The 15,360-nt window shown below is 70.9% G+C and carries 11 protein-coding genes; 1 reads left to right on the top strand and 10 read right to left on the bottom strand.

Features of this window, described 5'->3' with window-relative positions:
- The first annotated feature begins 1 nt into the window (after nucleotide 1).
- Complete coding sequence (locus ABKA17_RS34845) at nucleotides 2–2,935, top strand: hypothetical protein (RefSeq protein ID WP_353696342.1); 2,934 nt, start codon at nucleotides 2–4, stop codon at nucleotides 2,933–2,935.
- Between the two features lie 166 nt (nucleotides 2,936–3,101).
- On the opposite strand, the gene ABKA17_RS34840 is transcribed toward ABKA17_RS34845, so the two are convergent.
- The 10 genes from ABKA17_RS34840 to ABKA17_RS34795 all read right to left on the bottom strand — a co-directional run bounded on the left by ABKA17_RS34840 (nucleotide 3,102) and on the right by ABKA17_RS34795 (nucleotide 15,357).
- Nucleotides 3,102–4,070 carry a sugar-binding transcriptional regulator gene (locus tag ABKA17_RS34840; protein WP_353696341.1) on the bottom strand — a complete coding sequence of 323 codons (969 nt, stop codon included), beginning with the start codon at nucleotides 4,068–4,070 and terminating at the stop codon, nucleotides 3,102–3,104.
- A 91-nt stretch (nucleotides 4,071–4,161) separates the two neighbouring features.
- The gene (locus tag ABKA17_RS34835) at nucleotides 4,162–5,637 is read right to left on the bottom strand and encodes an FGGY family carbohydrate kinase (protein WP_353696340.1); all 1,476 of its coding nucleotides are present in this window, start codon (nucleotides 5,635–5,637) and stop codon (nucleotides 4,162–4,164) included.
- Nucleotides 5,634–6,590, bottom strand: coding sequence for a transketolase family protein (locus tag ABKA17_RS34830; RefSeq protein ID WP_353696339.1), 957 nt, complete (start codon nucleotides 6,588–6,590; stop codon nucleotides 5,634–5,636). The genes ABKA17_RS34835 and ABKA17_RS34830 overlap by 4 nt, the downstream gene beginning before the upstream one ends.
- Nucleotides 6,587–7,495 (bottom strand): transketolase, encoded by a 909-nt coding sequence (locus ABKA17_RS34825; RefSeq protein WP_353696338.1) that lies wholly within the window; start codon nucleotides 7,493–7,495, stop codon nucleotides 6,587–6,589. The genes ABKA17_RS34830 and ABKA17_RS34825 overlap by 4 nt, the downstream gene beginning before the upstream one ends.
- Nucleotides 7,492–8,526 carry a TIM barrel protein gene (locus tag ABKA17_RS34820; protein ID WP_353696337.1) on the bottom strand — a complete coding sequence of 345 codons (1,035 nt, stop codon included), beginning with the start codon at nucleotides 8,524–8,526 and terminating at the stop codon, nucleotides 7,492–7,494. Before ABKA17_RS34820 ends, ABKA17_RS34825 begins: the two co-directional genes overlap by 4 nt.
- 31 nt (nucleotides 8,527–8,557) lie before the next feature.
- Nucleotides 8,558–9,577: a LacI family DNA-binding transcriptional regulator gene (locus tag ABKA17_RS34815; RefSeq protein WP_353696336.1), complete on the bottom strand. Its 1,020-nt coding sequence runs from the start codon at nucleotides 9,575–9,577 to the stop codon at nucleotides 8,558–8,560.
- Nucleotides 9,578–9,673: 96 nt separating this feature from the next.
- A complete protein-coding gene (locus tag ABKA17_RS34810) occupies nucleotides 9,674–11,746 on the bottom strand; it encodes a PKD domain-containing protein (RefSeq protein ID WP_353696335.1) in 2,073 nt (690 codons plus the stop codon).
- Nucleotides 11,743–12,618, bottom strand: a complete 876-nt coding sequence (locus tag ABKA17_RS34805; protein WP_502994487.1) for an ABC transporter ATP-binding protein — start codon at nucleotides 12,616–12,618, stop codon at nucleotides 11,743–11,745. Before ABKA17_RS34805 ends, ABKA17_RS34810 begins: the two co-directional genes overlap by 4 nt.
- 19 nt (nucleotides 12,619–12,637) lie before the next feature.
- Nucleotides 12,638–14,419 (bottom strand): dipeptide/oligopeptide/nickel ABC transporter permease/ATP-binding protein, encoded by a 1,782-nt coding sequence (locus ABKA17_RS34800; protein WP_353696333.1) that lies wholly within the window; start codon nucleotides 14,417–14,419, stop codon nucleotides 12,638–12,640.
- A complete protein-coding gene (locus tag ABKA17_RS34795; RefSeq protein WP_353696332.1) occupies nucleotides 14,416–15,357 on the bottom strand; it encodes an ABC transporter permease in 942 nt (313 codons plus the stop codon). Before ABKA17_RS34795 ends, ABKA17_RS34800 begins: the two co-directional genes overlap by 4 nt.
- Nucleotides 15,358–15,360: the final 3 nt, after the last annotated feature.

The following is a 15,360-nucleotide window of genomic DNA, read 5'->3' as shown; positions in this document are numbered from 1 at the left end:
GATGCCGATCGCCCCCCAAAACACCGACGAGCTGTTCCAGGCGCTCCAGGAGAACGACCGGCGCCCGTACGGCCGGACCCGCACCGTCACCGCCGAGGAACTCGTCGACGCCGCCGAGCAGTTCGAGGACCCCGCCGCCCTCATCCACGCGCTCCTCGAACTCCAGGACGCGTACACCTACGGCTCCGAACCGCGGAAGTCCCCGGTCGTCTTCGCCCGGCTTCTCACTCTCTTCGACGAGCAGCCCGACGCCTTCGACGAGCGTCTGCGCCACCAGCTGTTCTGGCGGTTCAAGTGGGTGGCCCACGCCCTGCGCCAGCTGCCGGAGATACCGCTGACCAGCCTGCGCCAGTGGCTGCAGGAAATGCGTGACCGGTACGAGAAGGCCGACCTGGGCCTCCAGCCGTACTACGGACAGGCGTACCAGCTCGCCGCGCACGTCGGTGAGGACACCGCCCTCGCCTACGAGTTGTGGACGGGTCGCATCCGTACCCGGCTCAGCGACTGCGAGGCCTGCGAGACCTGCCAGCGCGCCCGGCACCACCTCAGGGCGGGCGACGACGAAGGGGCCCTGCGCGCCTTCGAGCCCGTCCTGGCCGGGAAGGAGTCCTGCAAGGAGGAACCGGCGCGCTCCGCCTCGTACGCGCTGCTGCCCCTGCTGCGCACCGGCCGCGCCGACCGGGCCCGCGAACTGCATCTCACCGGCTACCGCGCCTGCCGCCGCAACCCCTCGATGGCCGAGGAGGTCGGCCGGCACCTGGAGTTCTGCGCGCTCACCGGCAACGAGGCGCGCGGCCTGGAACTGCTCGCCGAGAACCGGAACCTGTTCGACGAGGTCGACTCGCCGCTGGACCAGTACGGCTTCCTCACCGGCGTGGAGGTCCTGCTCCAGCGCGTCGAACTCCTCGGACACGGCGAACTGCCCACCGCCGGGTACACGGGCCGTACCTGGACGGTGGCCGAGCTGCGCGCCGAGGTGCGCGGCCGCGCCGACGACCTCGCCGCCCGTTTCGACGCCCGCAACGGAACCGCGTTCCACACCGACCGCCGCAGGGCTCGCCTGGAGCGTGCCCCGCTCGTGGACTCGCTGGAACTGACGCTGCGCCCCCGCGCCCTCGACGACGTGGCCCAGGCCGCCGAGGTCGCCGCGCCCACGGTCCGTGCGGCCACAGCGGTCCCCGACGATCTGGCCGAACTCATCCTGCGGGCAAGGGCGTTGGACGAGGAGGGGCACCCGGACGCACAGGCCTGCTGGGAGCGGCTGCGTACGCTCGTCGCCGCCCGCGACTACGCCCACCCCGACGACCCGGCCGTCGGCTCGCTCGTACGGCTGCGCGCGGACCTGCTGGCCGAAGAGGCGAACCGGGCGGGCAACAAGGACGAGTACGCGGAATCCGCCGCCCTCCACGAGGAGGCCGCGGCCCTGTACGACGACGCGGGGGAGCCCGGCCACGCGGCGGTCTCCCGCGCCTGCGCCCTGCTCGCGACCGCGGAGATCCCCGCTGCGCAGGACGCCGATGAAGCCGAGTCGAAGGATGCCGAGCTGGCCGCCGTCCACGCGGCCATGGTCCGTCTCCACGAGGAGACGCCCGGCCAGGCGCCGTTCCTCGAAGCCCGTCTGCTGCGGCTGCGGGTGACCGCACTCGCCCTGCGCCTGCAAGCCTCGGGCGACAAGGAGCAGGTCGCGACGGTGTTCGCCGAGGTGGACCTGCTGCACGCGTTCGCCACCAGGCACGACATCGCCGGCCAGATCGCCGGGGCCCTGCTGCTGAGGGCCAGCACCCACGCCCTCTCCGGCGATCTGCCCACCGCGGTCGCCGAGATCGACGCCCTGCTCGACCGGCTCAGGGCACACGGCCCCGCCTGGCACCTGCCCCGCACCCTCGGCCTGCGCGGCCGGTTCCAGTTCGGGCTGCGGGACGCGCAGGCCGCGTACGACGACCTCGCCGAGGGCCTGCGACTGGCCGCCGAGTGGCCGGCCGACACCGTCGACACCTCCCGGCTGCACAGTGACCTCGCCGAGGCCTGCATGCACCTGGGCCGCCCCGACGAGGCACTGCGGCACCTCACGCGCTCGGCGGAGGTGGCCCTTCGCCGCGGCAGCCGGGTGGACGCGTTCTGCACCTACAACAACGCCGCCCAGCTCAGCCTCGACCTCGGCCGGATCGAGGACTGCATCGCGCTCCTCGACTCCCTGCTGACGGAACCCGACGTCACCTCCGGAGAGCTGGACGACCGACTGATCGCCCAACTTCGCCTGACCCGCGCCCGCGCACTGCACGCGGGGGAGGACCTCAAGGCGGCGACGGCGGAGTTCGTCGCCCTGGCGGCCGAGTCCGCCGCCTGGGACGACGACCCCGGCAGCCACGCCATGATCGCCGCCGAGACCGCCGTACTCCTCGGCGAGTCCGGCGAGTTCGACCGCGCCCGCGACGTCGCTGACCAGGCACTCGCCGCCCACGCGCGGGAGGCGCGCTACGAGCGCCTCAGCAGCTCACTGCGCGAACTCGCCCGCCTCCAGGCCCAGCAGCAGGGTGCGGACGGCCTGCCCGGCGCGCTCGCCTTCCTGGCCGACGCGGGCCGCGTCGCCGACGAGGCCCGCGCCGCCGGCTACGAGGCCCACGGCCGCGCCCTGGACCCGGCCCTGGCCTACGAGTACGGCCGGGTCAACGCCTACGCGGGCGAGTACGAGGACGCCCTGACCGCCCTGGACAAGGCACTCGGCCTGCTCGGCGAGCCGGGCCGGGACGACGCCGCCGGCGAGTGGGCCGAGTGCGTCCGCCTCGCGGGCGCCGTGGAGGGCATCTACCTGGAACGCCCCGCCCCGGCCCTCACCCGTGTCGACGCCGCGATCTCCCACCTGACCGCCCTGGGACACACCGAGGAGACCGAGTCCCTGACCTCCCTGGCGGCCCGGCTGCGCGACGACCAGTAGACGGGTGGGTGCCGGGGCGGAGGCTGGTGCGGTCAACTGCCCACCTCCGCAGCGTCACCACCTACCAGGAGCCGCCCCCTCGTGTGCCGGCCCGAGGCCAACCACCGGACCCTGTGCCGGGGGTTGCGCCTCGGGCCTCGGCGCGGCCGAGTGGTCTCACAGGAACTCACTGCCGAAGCAGCTCCCTGGCCACCTCGACATCGGTGATCAGGATGTTGATCCAGCCACCGCGAGCCGCACCTCGGATCGCGGCCACCTTGTCCATGCCGCCGGCCACCCCGATCCGCCGGTCCACGGCGCGCAGTCGGTCGGGCTCGATGCCGATGATGCGGTCGTTGAAGGGCGCGTCGACAGGTTCGCCGTCGGCGTCGAAGTAGCGGGCGCATACATCGCCGACCGCCCCCAGTTTCCTGAGGTCGCGCTGGTCTTCGGCCGTGATGGCGTTGCCGGAGCGGCGCAGCAACGGCGAGGGGTCGAGGCTGCCGATGCCCAGGAGGGCCACCGTCAGACGTGACCATGCCTGCATGGCCTCCGCCATCGCGGGCTCCCGCGACAGCAGGTCACGGAGTTCCCGGCTGCCGACGAGCGCCGCGGACGGCGCGAACACCGGCTGGGCGCCGGTGAGTTCGGCGAGCCGGCTCGTGAGGCGCGTGGCGTGCAACTGCACCTCCGGGCTGCCGGAGCCGCCGAGGAGTTGTACGACCTCGTGGGCCACGGAGGTGGTCTTGGCCCGCATGACCTTCACCGACTCCAGCAGCGTCGAGCTCCAGGAGGAGACACCGATCGTGTCTCCTCCCTTGAGCGTGGCGTCGAGGTAGGTGGCGGTCGCCGCGGCGAGAGCCGGAATGACGTCGACTCCGGGCCCGTCCACCTCGACCACGAGCGCGTCCCGTAGCCCGCAATGCTCCACGAGCGCGTCCTCGAGCTCGGCGTGAACGCCCTCCGGAGGGACGACCACGGTGCGTACGACACCACGGTCGACCGCCTCCTTGAGGAGGCGGGACACGCGGGGCTGCGAGAGGTTCAGCCGCGCCGCGATCTCCGGCTGTCGTACTCCGCGCTCGTGATACATGCGGGCCACTTTGACGAGCAGGCGCATGTGGTCGGGGTCGGGAGTCGACGGGGTTGCCGCCACCTGGCCTCCTTCCACTGTTCGAAATGTCAGCGTCGAAGGACAAGGTATCGCCGGTGGCCGATCGAGTCCTGATCGTCCTGCCCTGTGTCACCTACGCCTGGCGAGCGGCCGTCGGCCGGGGGCTGCCGAGGTCGCGCGCGGCGCCGAGCCGTCGGTGCCAGCGGGCGAGCGCGGTACGGCGTTTGTCGTCGTCCCAGGTGGGGGTGGTGATCCGCAGGTCGGTGTCGGCGCGCTGCTCCAGTTCGGCGGTGGTCCACAGTCCGAGGCCGAGTCCCGCCAGGTGGGCAGTGCCCGCGGCGGAGAGCTCATGGTGTGCCGTGCGTGCCACGGTCACGCCCGACAGGTCGGCCTGGAAGCGTACGAGGGCATCGCTTCGGCTCAGCCCGCCGTCGGCGACGACCCGCCGCATTCCTGGCAGTGCGGTGAGCACGTCCGCGACCTGGAAGGCGACCGACTCCAGTGCGGCGCGCGCGAGTTGGGCACGCCCGGTACCCAGCTGGAATCCGGCGAGGACGGGCACGGCCTGCGGGTCCCACCAGGGTGCGCCGATGCCCCCGAAGGCCGGCACCAGCGTCACGTCGTGCGCGTCGGCGTCGGCGGCGAGGTGCACGAGTTCGTCCGGTGTGGCGCCGAGGAGTTCCGCGAGCCAGGTGAGGGTGCGACCGGCGGATCTGATGTTGGCCTCGTGGGCGTAGGTCGGGCGCCCGGTCGACCAGGCGACGGTGGTGCACAGGTGCTCCGCGGCCTCGGGCGTGTCCGTGACCGTCATGGCGGACGAGCCGGTGCCGTAGGTGACCTTCACCGTGCCGGTCCGCCAGCCGGCGTGGGCGAACAGCGCGGCGTGCGAATCACCCAGCACCGCGAGAACCGGGGTGCCGTCGAGCAGCGGTGCCAGTGCGCGTACCGTCCCGAACGGTCCGGTGGAGGGGACGACCTGGGCCAGGGCCTGCCGTGGTACGCCGAAAAGGTCGAGCAGTTCGTCGTCCCAGTCGCCGGTGGCGATGTCGAGGAGCTGGGTGCGGGACGCGTTGCCGATCTCGGTGACCCGTCGGCCCGTGAGTGCCTGCACCAGGAAGGCGTCCACCGTGCCCAGACGCAGGGCGCCGGACCGTGTGCCGTGGCGGCCGGGGTCGTACTGGTCGAGGAGCGAGGCCATCTTGAGCGCGGAGAACATGGGATCGAGCGGGAGACCGGTGCGTCGCCGTATCTCCTTCGCGTGCCCCGCCCGGGCGAGCCGAGCGGCGTGCTCGCCTCCGCGCTGGTCCTGCCAGCTGACCAGCGGAGCGACGGGCTGACCGGTCACCCCGTCCCACAGGACCACCGATTCGCGCTGGGTACTCAGTGCCAGACCGGCGACGCCGCTGGGTTCGACGTCCCGTACACACTCGGCGACCGCCGTACGGACGCTCGCCAGTATCGCCGAGGCGTCCTGCTCCACCAGGCCAGGACCCGGATGGGACTGCGACAGCGGCACCTCGGCCCGGGCGGCGATCTCGCCGGCGGAGTCGATCAGCAGCGCCTTGGTGGAACTGGTTCCCTGGTCGACGGCCAGCAGATGCGGCTTCATCGCGTTCGGCCCAGCACCTGGTGGGCGGCTTGGCGCAGGCCCTCGGCGTTCAGCCCGAAGTGGTCGAGCAGGAAGGCCGCGCTCCCGGTCGGGGCGAAGCTCGGAACACCCAGCATGCGCACGGGTATCGGGTGTTGTTCGGCCACCACCTTCGCGACCGCGGCTCCGAGTCCACCGGAGAGGAGTCCTTCCTCCGCCGTGACGATGGCTCCGGTCTCCTGGGCCGCGGCGACCACGGCGGCTTCGTCCAGCGGCTCGACGAACGTCATGTTGAGCACGCGAGCCGAAATACCGTCGTCGGCAAGGAGGCGGGCGGCCTCCAGCGCACGCGACACCAGCGTGCCCGCGGCGATCAGGGTGACATCCGTGCCGTCGAGGAGGCACCTGGCGCGGCCCGCCCGGAACGGAGTGCCGGGTGGCGTGACCGCGGGCACCTTGAAGCGGGGTATCCGCAGATACGTCGGTCTGCCCGACGCCGCGGCGTAGCGCACCGCCTCGCGGGTCTCGGACGGATCCGCGGGCACGATGATTTCCAGGCCGGGGACCGCGCGCATCCACGACAGGTCCTCGATGGAGTGGTGCGTGGGGCCGAGCTCGCCGTAGGCCATGCCCGGGCTCTGACCGCACAGGACGACGTGCCGGTGCGTGTAGGCGATGTCGGCCTTGATCTGTTCGAGAGCGCGGCCGGTGAGGAAGGGCGCGGCGGCCGAGACGAAGGGCACGAATCCGGCGTTGGCGAGCCCCGCCGCGACGCCGACCATGTCCTGCTCGGCGATCCCGACGTTGACGAGGCGGGAGGGGAACTCCTCGCGGAACTCGACGAGGTTGCTGGAGCCGACCGAGTCGTTGCACACGGCCACGATGCGCTCGTCGGCGCGCGCGAGGGCGGCCAGTTCGTCGGCGAAGTCCGTGCGGCAGTCGTGCAGGGCGGCCTGCTGGGCAGGGGCGGTCACTGGTCCAACTCCTCTAGCGCAAGCGTGACTTGTTCGTCGGTGGGCACCTTGTGGTGCCATTCGACGCGGTCCTCGATGAAGGAGACGCCCTTGCCCTTGACGGTGTTCGCGATCACTGCGACGGGGCGCCCGGTGGTCGATGGCGCGTAGGCCTCCTTGATCGCCTGATGGTCGTGTCCGTCGATGACGCGGACCTCCCATCCGAAGCTCGCCCACTTCTTGTCCAGGGGCTCCAGGGATGCGGTGTCCTCGGTGCGGGCGCCTTGTTGCAGCCGGTTGCGGTCCACCACGGCCGTCAGGTTCGCGAGTTCATGGTGGGCGGCCGTCATGGCGGCCTCCCAGTTGGAACCCTCCTGCAGTTCGCCGTCCCCGAGGACGACCAGGGTGCGCCACGATTCCCCGCGCAGCCTGGCTCCGAGGGCGCACCCGGTGGCGACGGGAAAGCCGTGGCCCAGCGGTCCGGTGTTGGTCTCCACTCCCGGCACTTTGAGCCGGGCCGGATGCCCGTTCAGCGGCGACAGCGGTGCCATGAACTCGCTCAGCCTGGCTCGCGGGAAGAATCCGCAGGACGCGAGCGTCGAGTACAGCGCCGCGGCACAGTGCCCCTTGCTGAGCACGAACCGGTCGCGCAGCGGGTGATCCGGCTCCTGGGGGTGTGCCCGCAGGGTGCCCCAGAACGCGGTGACCAGCAGGTCGGTGACGGACAGGTCGCCGCCGACATGTCCCATCCCCGCCGTGTGGATCGTGGTGAGGATGTCGCGCCGTACGAGAGTGGAGAGCGCCGCGAGTTCGGCGGCCGCCTCGGCGGGAGGCAGGGCGCGCAGGCGCGCGGCGCGCTTGAGGTAGCTCCCTGCGGCCGACTGGTCGGTGGTGAGCGGGGCCGGGGCCTCGAGGATGGCGGTCACACGGACTCGCTTTCCGCGAGCGCGCGGAACAGCGCTCGCTTGGCGATGCGTTGGGCGCCGAGAGCGTCCTGCGCGGCCTGGGCGACGGCGAGTTCGTCGCGGTCCAGATAGCCGAGCGCGTGGTGGAAGGCGCGCATCGTGCGGATGCCGGCGCGTGCGGCCTCCACCGGGTCCTCGCGGAACGGGAACTGGTCCAGTTGCCACACTCCCCGCCAGCCCGCGTCGTGGAGTGCGAAGAAGAACTCGAAGGTCTCCAGGAGGTGGACGGAGCCGACGACCATGTCGTCGTCCCAGCCGCGGAAGTTGTCGTTGACGTCGATGGCGAAGAGCTTGTCGCGGGCGATCGCCATGCGCGCGGCCTCGGCCGGCGTCTCGCCGCCGTAGAGCGAGTGCCCGAAGTCGAGCAGGACACCGACGTTGTCCACGCCCATGTCCTGGATGGCGAGGAGCGTCCGCGCGACGGAGGAGAAGACCATGCGGTTGCGGGGCTCTCGCGGCTTGTACTCGATCGCGAACTTCAGGTCGGGGAAGGCCTGCGCGACGTCACGCACGGCGTCGACCGACTTGGCCCACAGGTCGGTGTAGTCCGCCTGGAAGGAGTAGTCGTAGCCGTCCTGGCCGGGCCAGAGCTTGATGTACTCCACCCCCAGCGCGCGGCCGACTTCGGCGGACGCGGCGACCAGGTCGATGGCCTGCCGGCGGATGCCGGGGTCGGGGTTGGTGAAGCCGCCCTTGGCGAACTTGCCCGTGTAGATCTCCGGGGTCAGGGCGATGGCGCGCAGGTTCTGCTCGGTCAGCGCCTGCTGGACCTCGGCTGTGCCGATGTCCCCGGGAGGGAAGGGCCAGTTGAGATCGAGAACGGAGAGTTCACCGACCGAGCCGGCGAGCTTGATGGCGTCGAGGACGGTACGCGGCTCGCCGTAGCCGTCCGTGGCGTAACGGTCGACGTAGGTGGCGAAGTGCCAGACCCCCGCGCCGTATACCGGTTCACTCGCTGGGTTGTGAATGTCTATGCGGTGCTGATTGGACATGCATTCACCGTAGGAAGGCGGACCCGATGCGTCAAGCGGTCGGGCGGGTGGAAGACCGGCGTACGACCAGTTCGGGCGTCAGGACCACGTGCTCGTGCTCGTGCCGCACACCAGGTGTCGTGTCCTCGATGAGGAGTTGGCCCGCCCGGCGCCCCATCGCGGATGCCGGCCGGCGTACCGAGGTCAGAGGCACGACAGCGGAGGCCGCGAACTCGATGTCGTCGTATCCCACGATCGCGATGTCGTCGGGCACCCTCAGATGGGCCTCGTACAGCGCCTGCATGACTCCGAGAGCGAGCAGGTCGTTGGCGCAGAACACGGCGGTCGGCCTCTGAGGCAGGCCCAGGATGCGCTCGCCCGCGTCCCTGCCGGCAGCGACAGTGAGGTCTGCGCAGGCGAGTTCCTTGAGGCTGGTCGGGGGCAGTCCGGCTTGATCGATGGCTGTGACCACGCCCGAGCGCCGGTCCCGAATCTGCTGGAGGCGGTCCGGGCCGCTGACGTACACGATCGAGCGGTGGCCCTGCTCGATGAGGTGCCGTGCGGCGGCATGGCCACCGGCCACGTCGTCGATGCCGACGGAACAGGCCGACGGCTGCGAGGCGTTCTGGTCGGCCATGACGAAGGGGATCGCGTTGCGGCGGAAGGCCGCCACCGTCCGGCCGATGCCCTCACCGGACGACAGGACGGCGCCACGGATCTGATGCGAGGACATGAGCGCCATGTGACGCGCGGCCTCGCCCGGATCCCGGGCGCCGGTGCACACCATGACGCCCAGATCGGCCTCGCGTGCGGCCTGCTCCACACCGGACGCCAGAGCGGTGAAGAACGGATTGGCCAGGTCGAGGACCATGACGGCCACGACCCGGGCGGCCCAGCCGCGCATCTGTCTGGCTCCCTCGGCGCGCACGTAACCCAAGGAGTCGATCACCGTCAGCACGCGCCTGCGGGTCGCTTCCGCGACGACCTCGGGGCGGTTGAGCACGTTGGAGACGGTGCCGAGCGACACGCCGGCCTCGCGTGCCACGTCCGTGATGTTCGGTCTCCCCCTCATGCGTTCAGCTCCGTCGATGAAGTCGAAGCGCCGTGCCGCCGCCGGCTTCCGGGAACACCGGTGGCGGGCGCACGTCGATCGTGGACTGACTGGTGGCTACGAGGGCGCTCCAGGGGCGCGGACGACGACCCGCACCCGTCCCAGGTTCTGCACCCGGGCGAAGGGAGTCCTGCGGTCCCCCTCACGCTGTGAGGTCGCCCGCAGCGTCGCGAAGTAGGTGCCGGGCTCGGTGTAGGTGTGCGTGTGATGGAGCTCGAGGGTGTCGCGCACCGGACCGAACGGCACAGCGGTGTACGTACCGTCCCCGGTCGTGTCCCACTCCGCCGCCACGACCTTCCCGGCCCCGGGCGGAACCTGGACCGTCGCCCTGAACAGGACGCGCCGGCCCGCCTCCACCTCGATCCTCGCGCCGCCGCCCACGGTCAGGTTCACCACGGGCTGGACACCACGCCGCCGCGCAGCCTCCGGCGGAACCTTGACCTGGCTGCCGACCACGTCGTATCGAGTGGAGCGCGCCGGTTCCACCCCGCGCTCCACCCAGGCGCTGACATCACGCAGCGCCTGCTGAAGCATGGGAACGTACTCGACGAGCCGGGCCTCGCGGGCAGGAGTGACGACCGCGTCGTCGAGGTGATCGGCGTTGTCGTTGTACCAGAGCCGGAAGGTGTCGTCGTACTGGTCGCCCAGCGCCGCCCTGACCTGCGCGCTGTACCAGTCGGCGTCCCACGGGAAGGCGTCGGTGTCGAGCAGGTTCGCGACCATGATGGCCTTGCCGTTGAGCCGGCCGCTCCACGTGCCTCCGCCGCTGACGCTCTGCGAGATGGCCGCGCCCACCTGGACGGACCGTTGAGGGTGGATCGGCTTGCCGTCCGCGCCGAGGAACTGGTGCCAGGCGTAGAAGCCGGACCGGGTCGGGACCTGGTGGCGGTGGTAGGACAGGAGCGCGAGGAACCAGCGGTTGTCCGTCCGCAGTTGGGCGCCGTCGACAACACCGTCGAGTATCTCGGAGGTGTTGCCGCCGGCGAGAGTGAAGACGCGGGACTCGCGGTCCAGCGAACCCTTCAGCGTGCCGATCTTCGTACCGCCCGAGGCGGAGAGCGTGAACTCGGTGCCGGTCAGGTCCTTCGACGCCACGGAGTCGATGGTGAAGCTCGTCGGGACGTTGCCGGAGTCACGGGCGACCTTGGTGATCGTGGCCGTGCTGTCGACCAGCGCGGCACGGAACAGGTCACCCAGTCCGGATTTCTCCGTGCCCAGATAGCCCGGCGCGTTCCAGAAGTCGTCCGCGTAGGTGGGATCCATGGCGCGGGCTATGCCGCCGATGCCGGTCAGGAAGACCGGGTCCTTCAGGCCGAGGACGTAGGCGTAGTCGTCCCACGCCCGCAGCGGCACGCCGAGTTCCGTCACCTCCTTGAGCACGGCGCGTTCGACCTTGTTCAGGCCGGCGTACGGGTCCTTGCTGCCGCCCGGTCGCACCGCGTCGGCGATCTGCGCGGCCTTGCCCCGCAGCACGAACCAGGCCATGCCGCGCACGAGGAAGTAGTTCGGGATCGCCATCGGCGAGCCCGGCACGAACGGCACCGCGCCGTCCCAGACGCCGGTCGTGTTCTCCATGGCGCCGACGGTCTGGAACGACCCGCCGCTGCCGCCGTAGACGTATCCGTAGATGCGACGGGAGGTGCCGTAGTACTGGGCCGCGACCTTGCGGGAGAAGACGGCGGCCGCCGCGTCGACCTGGAAGCCGCCGCCACTGGCGCACTGCACCGTGTACGCGCCGCTGTCCGCGCCGAAGGCGATGGTGGTGTCCGAGGCGTTCTCGTCGTAGGTCGGATACGCCTTCTGGAAGAACCGGCCGTGCCACTGCCCCTTGGGCGGGAAGAAGAACGCGAACCGCTTGTCGGTGCCCTGGAAGTGCCCCGTCACCCTGCGGTGCGGCACCGGCGAGGTCCGGTCCTCGGTGCTGTCGATCACCGGGGTGCGGTACGCGGGGTCGGGCTCCCACGCCGCTGCCGCGGGCCCTGCCGGGGGAGCGGCGAAAGCCTCGTGCTGAGCCAGTGCCGATGTGCCGAGGACGGCCGCACCGCCCACCGCGGTGTTGCGCACGAAGTGGCGCCGCGACCACTTCGAGGACGGGGACGTCGGGTCGGACGACGGGGTTGCGCTGTTCATGAATCCCTCCGGGGCGCGCCGGGTGCCGGAGCAGTCGACGCGGCGAGCGCGATGCGCTTGGCACGGCGCTCTCGCTGCCTCTGCGGGTCCGCCACGGGCGCTGCCATCTGAAGCTTGCGGGTATAGGGGTGCTGGGGGTTGGTGGCGACGTCGTGGGCCTTGCCGATCTCGACGATGCCGCCGTGGTTGAGGACGGCGATCCGGTCGCTGACCTCGTGCACGACCCCCAGGTCGTGGCTGATGAACAGATAGGCCACGCCGCGCTCACGCTGCAGGTCCTGCAGCAGGGTGAGCACCCTGGCCTGGGTGGTGACATCGAGGGCGCTGGTGGGCTCGTCGCAGATGATGACGGCCGGGTCGAGAGCGAGGGCCCGGGCGATGGCGATGCGCTGGCGCTGTCCGCCGGAGAACTCCCGCGGGTAGCGCCTGCCGGAGTCCGAGGGCAGCCCGACCGCGTCCAGCAGCCGGTGCACCCGGGCCAGACCGCCCGTCTCGCCGGCCGCGAGCAGCGGTTCGACGAGGATCGACTCGACGGTCATCGACGGGTTGAGCGACGAGTACGGGTCCTGGAAGACGACCTGGATGTCGTGGGCGATACGGCGTCGGCGTGCGCGGGAGATGTTGCTGACCGTCTCGCCGCGGAAGGTGACGCGGCCCTCCGTCACCGGGGCCAGGCCGAGGATCGCCCGGCCGATCGTGGTCTTGCCCGAGCCGGACTCGCCGACCAGGCTCAGGGTCTCGCCGGCGGACAGGTCGAAGGAGACGTCGTCGATGACGGTCGTACCGCCGCGCCCCCGGCTGCCGTAGCGCACGACCAGATGCTCGATGCGGAGGATGGGTTCCTCGGACGGCGACAGGTCAGGGTTTGTCACTTCGGGCACGTCGGGCACGTCAGGCCTCCACGATCTCGACACGGCGGGACGACGCCAGCAGCTCTTGCGTGTACTCCTCGACCGGACTGGCGAAGAGGGCGTCCACGTCGTTCAGTTCGACGATCCGGCCGTCCTTCATCACGCTGACCGTGTCGCAGATGTCCGCGACGACGCCGAGATTGTGGGTCACCAGGATCATCGCGAGGCCGCGTTCGTCCCGCAGCTCCCGCAGCAGTTCCAGGACCTCGGCCTGGACGGTCACATCGAGAGCGGTCGTCGGTTCGTCGGCGACGATCAGATCCGGGCCCGCGGCCACCGCGCCGCAGATCAGCACGCGCTGTGCCATGCCGCCGGAGATCTCGTGCGGGTACAGACGGAACACCTTGTCCGGGTCCTTGATGCCGACCCGGGCGAGCAGGGCGAGGAGTTCCTCCTTCGCCTGGCTCTTGCTGATCCGCTTCACCGCGCGCAGCCCGTGGACGAGTTGGGCGCCGATCGTGAAACAGGGGTCGAGGTTGGACATCGGTTCCTGCGGTACGTAGGCGATACGCCGGCCGCGTGCGGCCCGCATCCGCTCCTCGCTCGCCAGCAGGTCCGCTCCGTCCAGGACGACGCTGCCGCCGAGGATCACCGCCTCGCGGGGCAGGATGCCCAAGGTGGCGTAGGCGATCTGTGTCTTGCCGGAGCCCGACTCGCCGACCAGGCCACGGATCTCACCGCGGCGCACGTCCAGGTCGACGCCGTGCACGACCTCACGCACGTTGCCGGCGCCGTCCGGGTAGCCGATGCGCAGGCCCCGGATCGACAGCACCGCGTCGTCGGCGGGCGGAGCGGGTGGCTCGGCGGCCGACGCGGGCGACTGCTCGCGAGCCGCGCGCACGACCTCGCGTCGCTGCCGGGGGGTGAGGTCCTTCGCGCCGCCCGATGCCTGGAGCACATCGCGCAGGGCGTTGCCGAGCAGCACCAGCGCGAGGATCGTCAGGCTGATGACGAGAGCGGGCCACAGAACGGCCGACTTGTTGTTGTAGACGTTGCGGAAGGAGTCCTGGAGGACACCTCCCCACGACGGCGTGTCCGGGTCGCCGAGCCCGAGGAAGCTGACGCCGGCCTCGATGCCGATACCGGCCGCCAGCACGAACGAGCTCTGGATGATCACGGGAGCGCGGACCGCCCACAGCACATGCCGTCCGACGATGCGCAGGTCGGACAGGCCGACCACCTTGGCCGCGTCCACGTACAACTCCCCGCGCACACCCACGACCACCGACCTGACCAGGCGGAAGTACGTGGGTGCGACGAGCAGGCCGAAGACGGCCATGGCCGCCACGATGTCGGGGCCGGTCCGGGCGTAGAGCGCGATGAGGAGCACGATGCCGGGCAGCGACATCACCACGTCGGAGATCCAGTTGGACACCGCTTCGAAGCGGCCCCGGTAGAAGCCGGCGGCCAGGCCGCTCGTAACGCCCAGCACCACGGACACGCCCAGGACGACCACGCAGGCGATCAGTGTCTGGCGGGTGCCGAACAGCAGCCGCGACAGGATGTCACGGCCCGAGGCGTCTCCGCCCAGGAGGTGCCCGGAGCTGAACGACGGTGCGTTGACCGCCGCCAGATCCGTGACGTTGGGACCCACCGGTGCCAGCCAGGAGGCGGCCGGCCCGCACACGACGACGAGCAGCAGGAAGAGCAGGCAGCACGAGGCCACCGGGTTGCTCAGCAGACGGCCAAGGAAGGAGCGGGACTTCGGCGAGGGCTCTGGCTTCGCTGCCCCTGCGGCCTGGACAGGCTCGGGGACGGTCATCGCAGCCTCGCTTTCGGGTTGAGTGCGGAATTCGCCAGATCTCCGAGGATGTTGACCACGAGGACGACGAGGATCGTGACCAGCACCGCCCCCATCACCACCGGGACATCGCCCTGTTGGGCGGAGAGGTTGCCGAGATCGCCCAGCCCCGGCAACGCGAAGACCTGCTCGATGAAGATCGCGCCACCGATCAGCGCGGTGGTCTGGAGATTCAGCGCGGTGAGTCCCGGTCCTCCGGCGTTGCGCAGCACGTGCCGGAAGACGATCCGCGACTCGCTGATACCGCGGGCTCTGAGTGTGCGTACGAAGTCCTTGGACAGCGTGTCCTTCACGGCGCCCCGGAACTGGGAGGCCGCGTTGGCGACGGATCCGACGAGGAGGGCGAGGACGGGCAGCGTGATCGACTTCGCCCAGCCCGAAAGGCTCTGGTCGGGGGAGACGTACCCGGTCGCCGGGAAGACGCGTACCGAGATCGCGAAGGCGAAGACCAGGACGATGCCGACGACGAACGGCGGGACGGCCGCGCCGAGCACGGCGAGGAACTGCACCACCCGGTCGACCCACCCGCCGCGGACCGCGGCGGTCACCCCGAGCAGGACGCTCACCACGGCGGTGAGGACGAGGGCCAGGACGACCAGGGCGATCGTCACCGGCACACGTGCGGAGAGTACGGATCCGACCGACTGTCCGGTGAAGAACGAATCGCCGAGGTTGCCCGTGAGGACCCCCTTGAGCCAGCTGCCGTACTGGACGAGCAGGGGCCGGTCGAGACCGAGTTCGGTGACCTTCGCCCTGACTCTGGCCGCGTCGGCCTCCGTGCCCAGGACCGCGCGGGCGATACCCGGCCCGTTGCCGTACATGAGCACGAAGGTCGCGAACGTGACCAGGAACAGGACGGCCACCGACCGGACGAGCTTCTTGACCGCGGAGATGAACATCTG

Origin of the sequence: Streptomyces sp. RG80, from assembly GCF_040446465.1 — a bacterium.
Lineage (GTDB): Bacteria > Actinomycetota > Actinomycetes > Streptomycetales > Streptomycetaceae > Streptomyces.
Note: the sequence above shows the minus strand (reverse complement) of the source record. Positions and strands in the feature narration are given on the sequence as shown.

Excerpts from the sequence above, each read along its gene's own strand:
- ABKA17_RS34815 (WP_353696336.1), bottom strand. The coding sequence starts at position 9,577 with ATGAGGGGGAGACCGAACATCACGGACGTGGCACGCGAGGCCGGCGTG.
- ABKA17_RS34795 (WP_353696332.1), bottom strand. The coding sequence starts at position 15,357 with ATGTTCATCTCCGCGGTCAAGAAGCTCGTCCGGTCGGTGGCCGTCCTG.
- ABKA17_RS34835 (WP_353696340.1), bottom strand. The coding sequence starts at position 5,637 with ATGAAGCCGCATCTGCTGGCCGTCGACCAGGGAACCAGTTCCACCAAG.
- ABKA17_RS34820 (WP_353696337.1), bottom strand. The coding sequence starts at position 8,526 with ATGTCCAATCAGCACCGCATAGACATTCACAACCCAGCGAGTGAACCG.
- ABKA17_RS34800 (WP_353696333.1), bottom strand. The coding sequence starts at position 14,419 with ATGACCGTCCCCGAGCCTGTCCAGGCCGCAGGGGCAGCGAAGCCAGAG.
- ABKA17_RS34810 (WP_353696335.1), bottom strand. The coding sequence starts at position 11,746 with ATGAACAGCGCAACCCCGTCGTCCGACCCGACGTCCCCGTCCTCGAAG.
- ABKA17_RS34845 (WP_353696342.1), top strand. The coding sequence starts at position 2 with ATGCCGATCGCCCCCCAAAACACCGACGAGCTGTTCCAGGCGCTCCAG.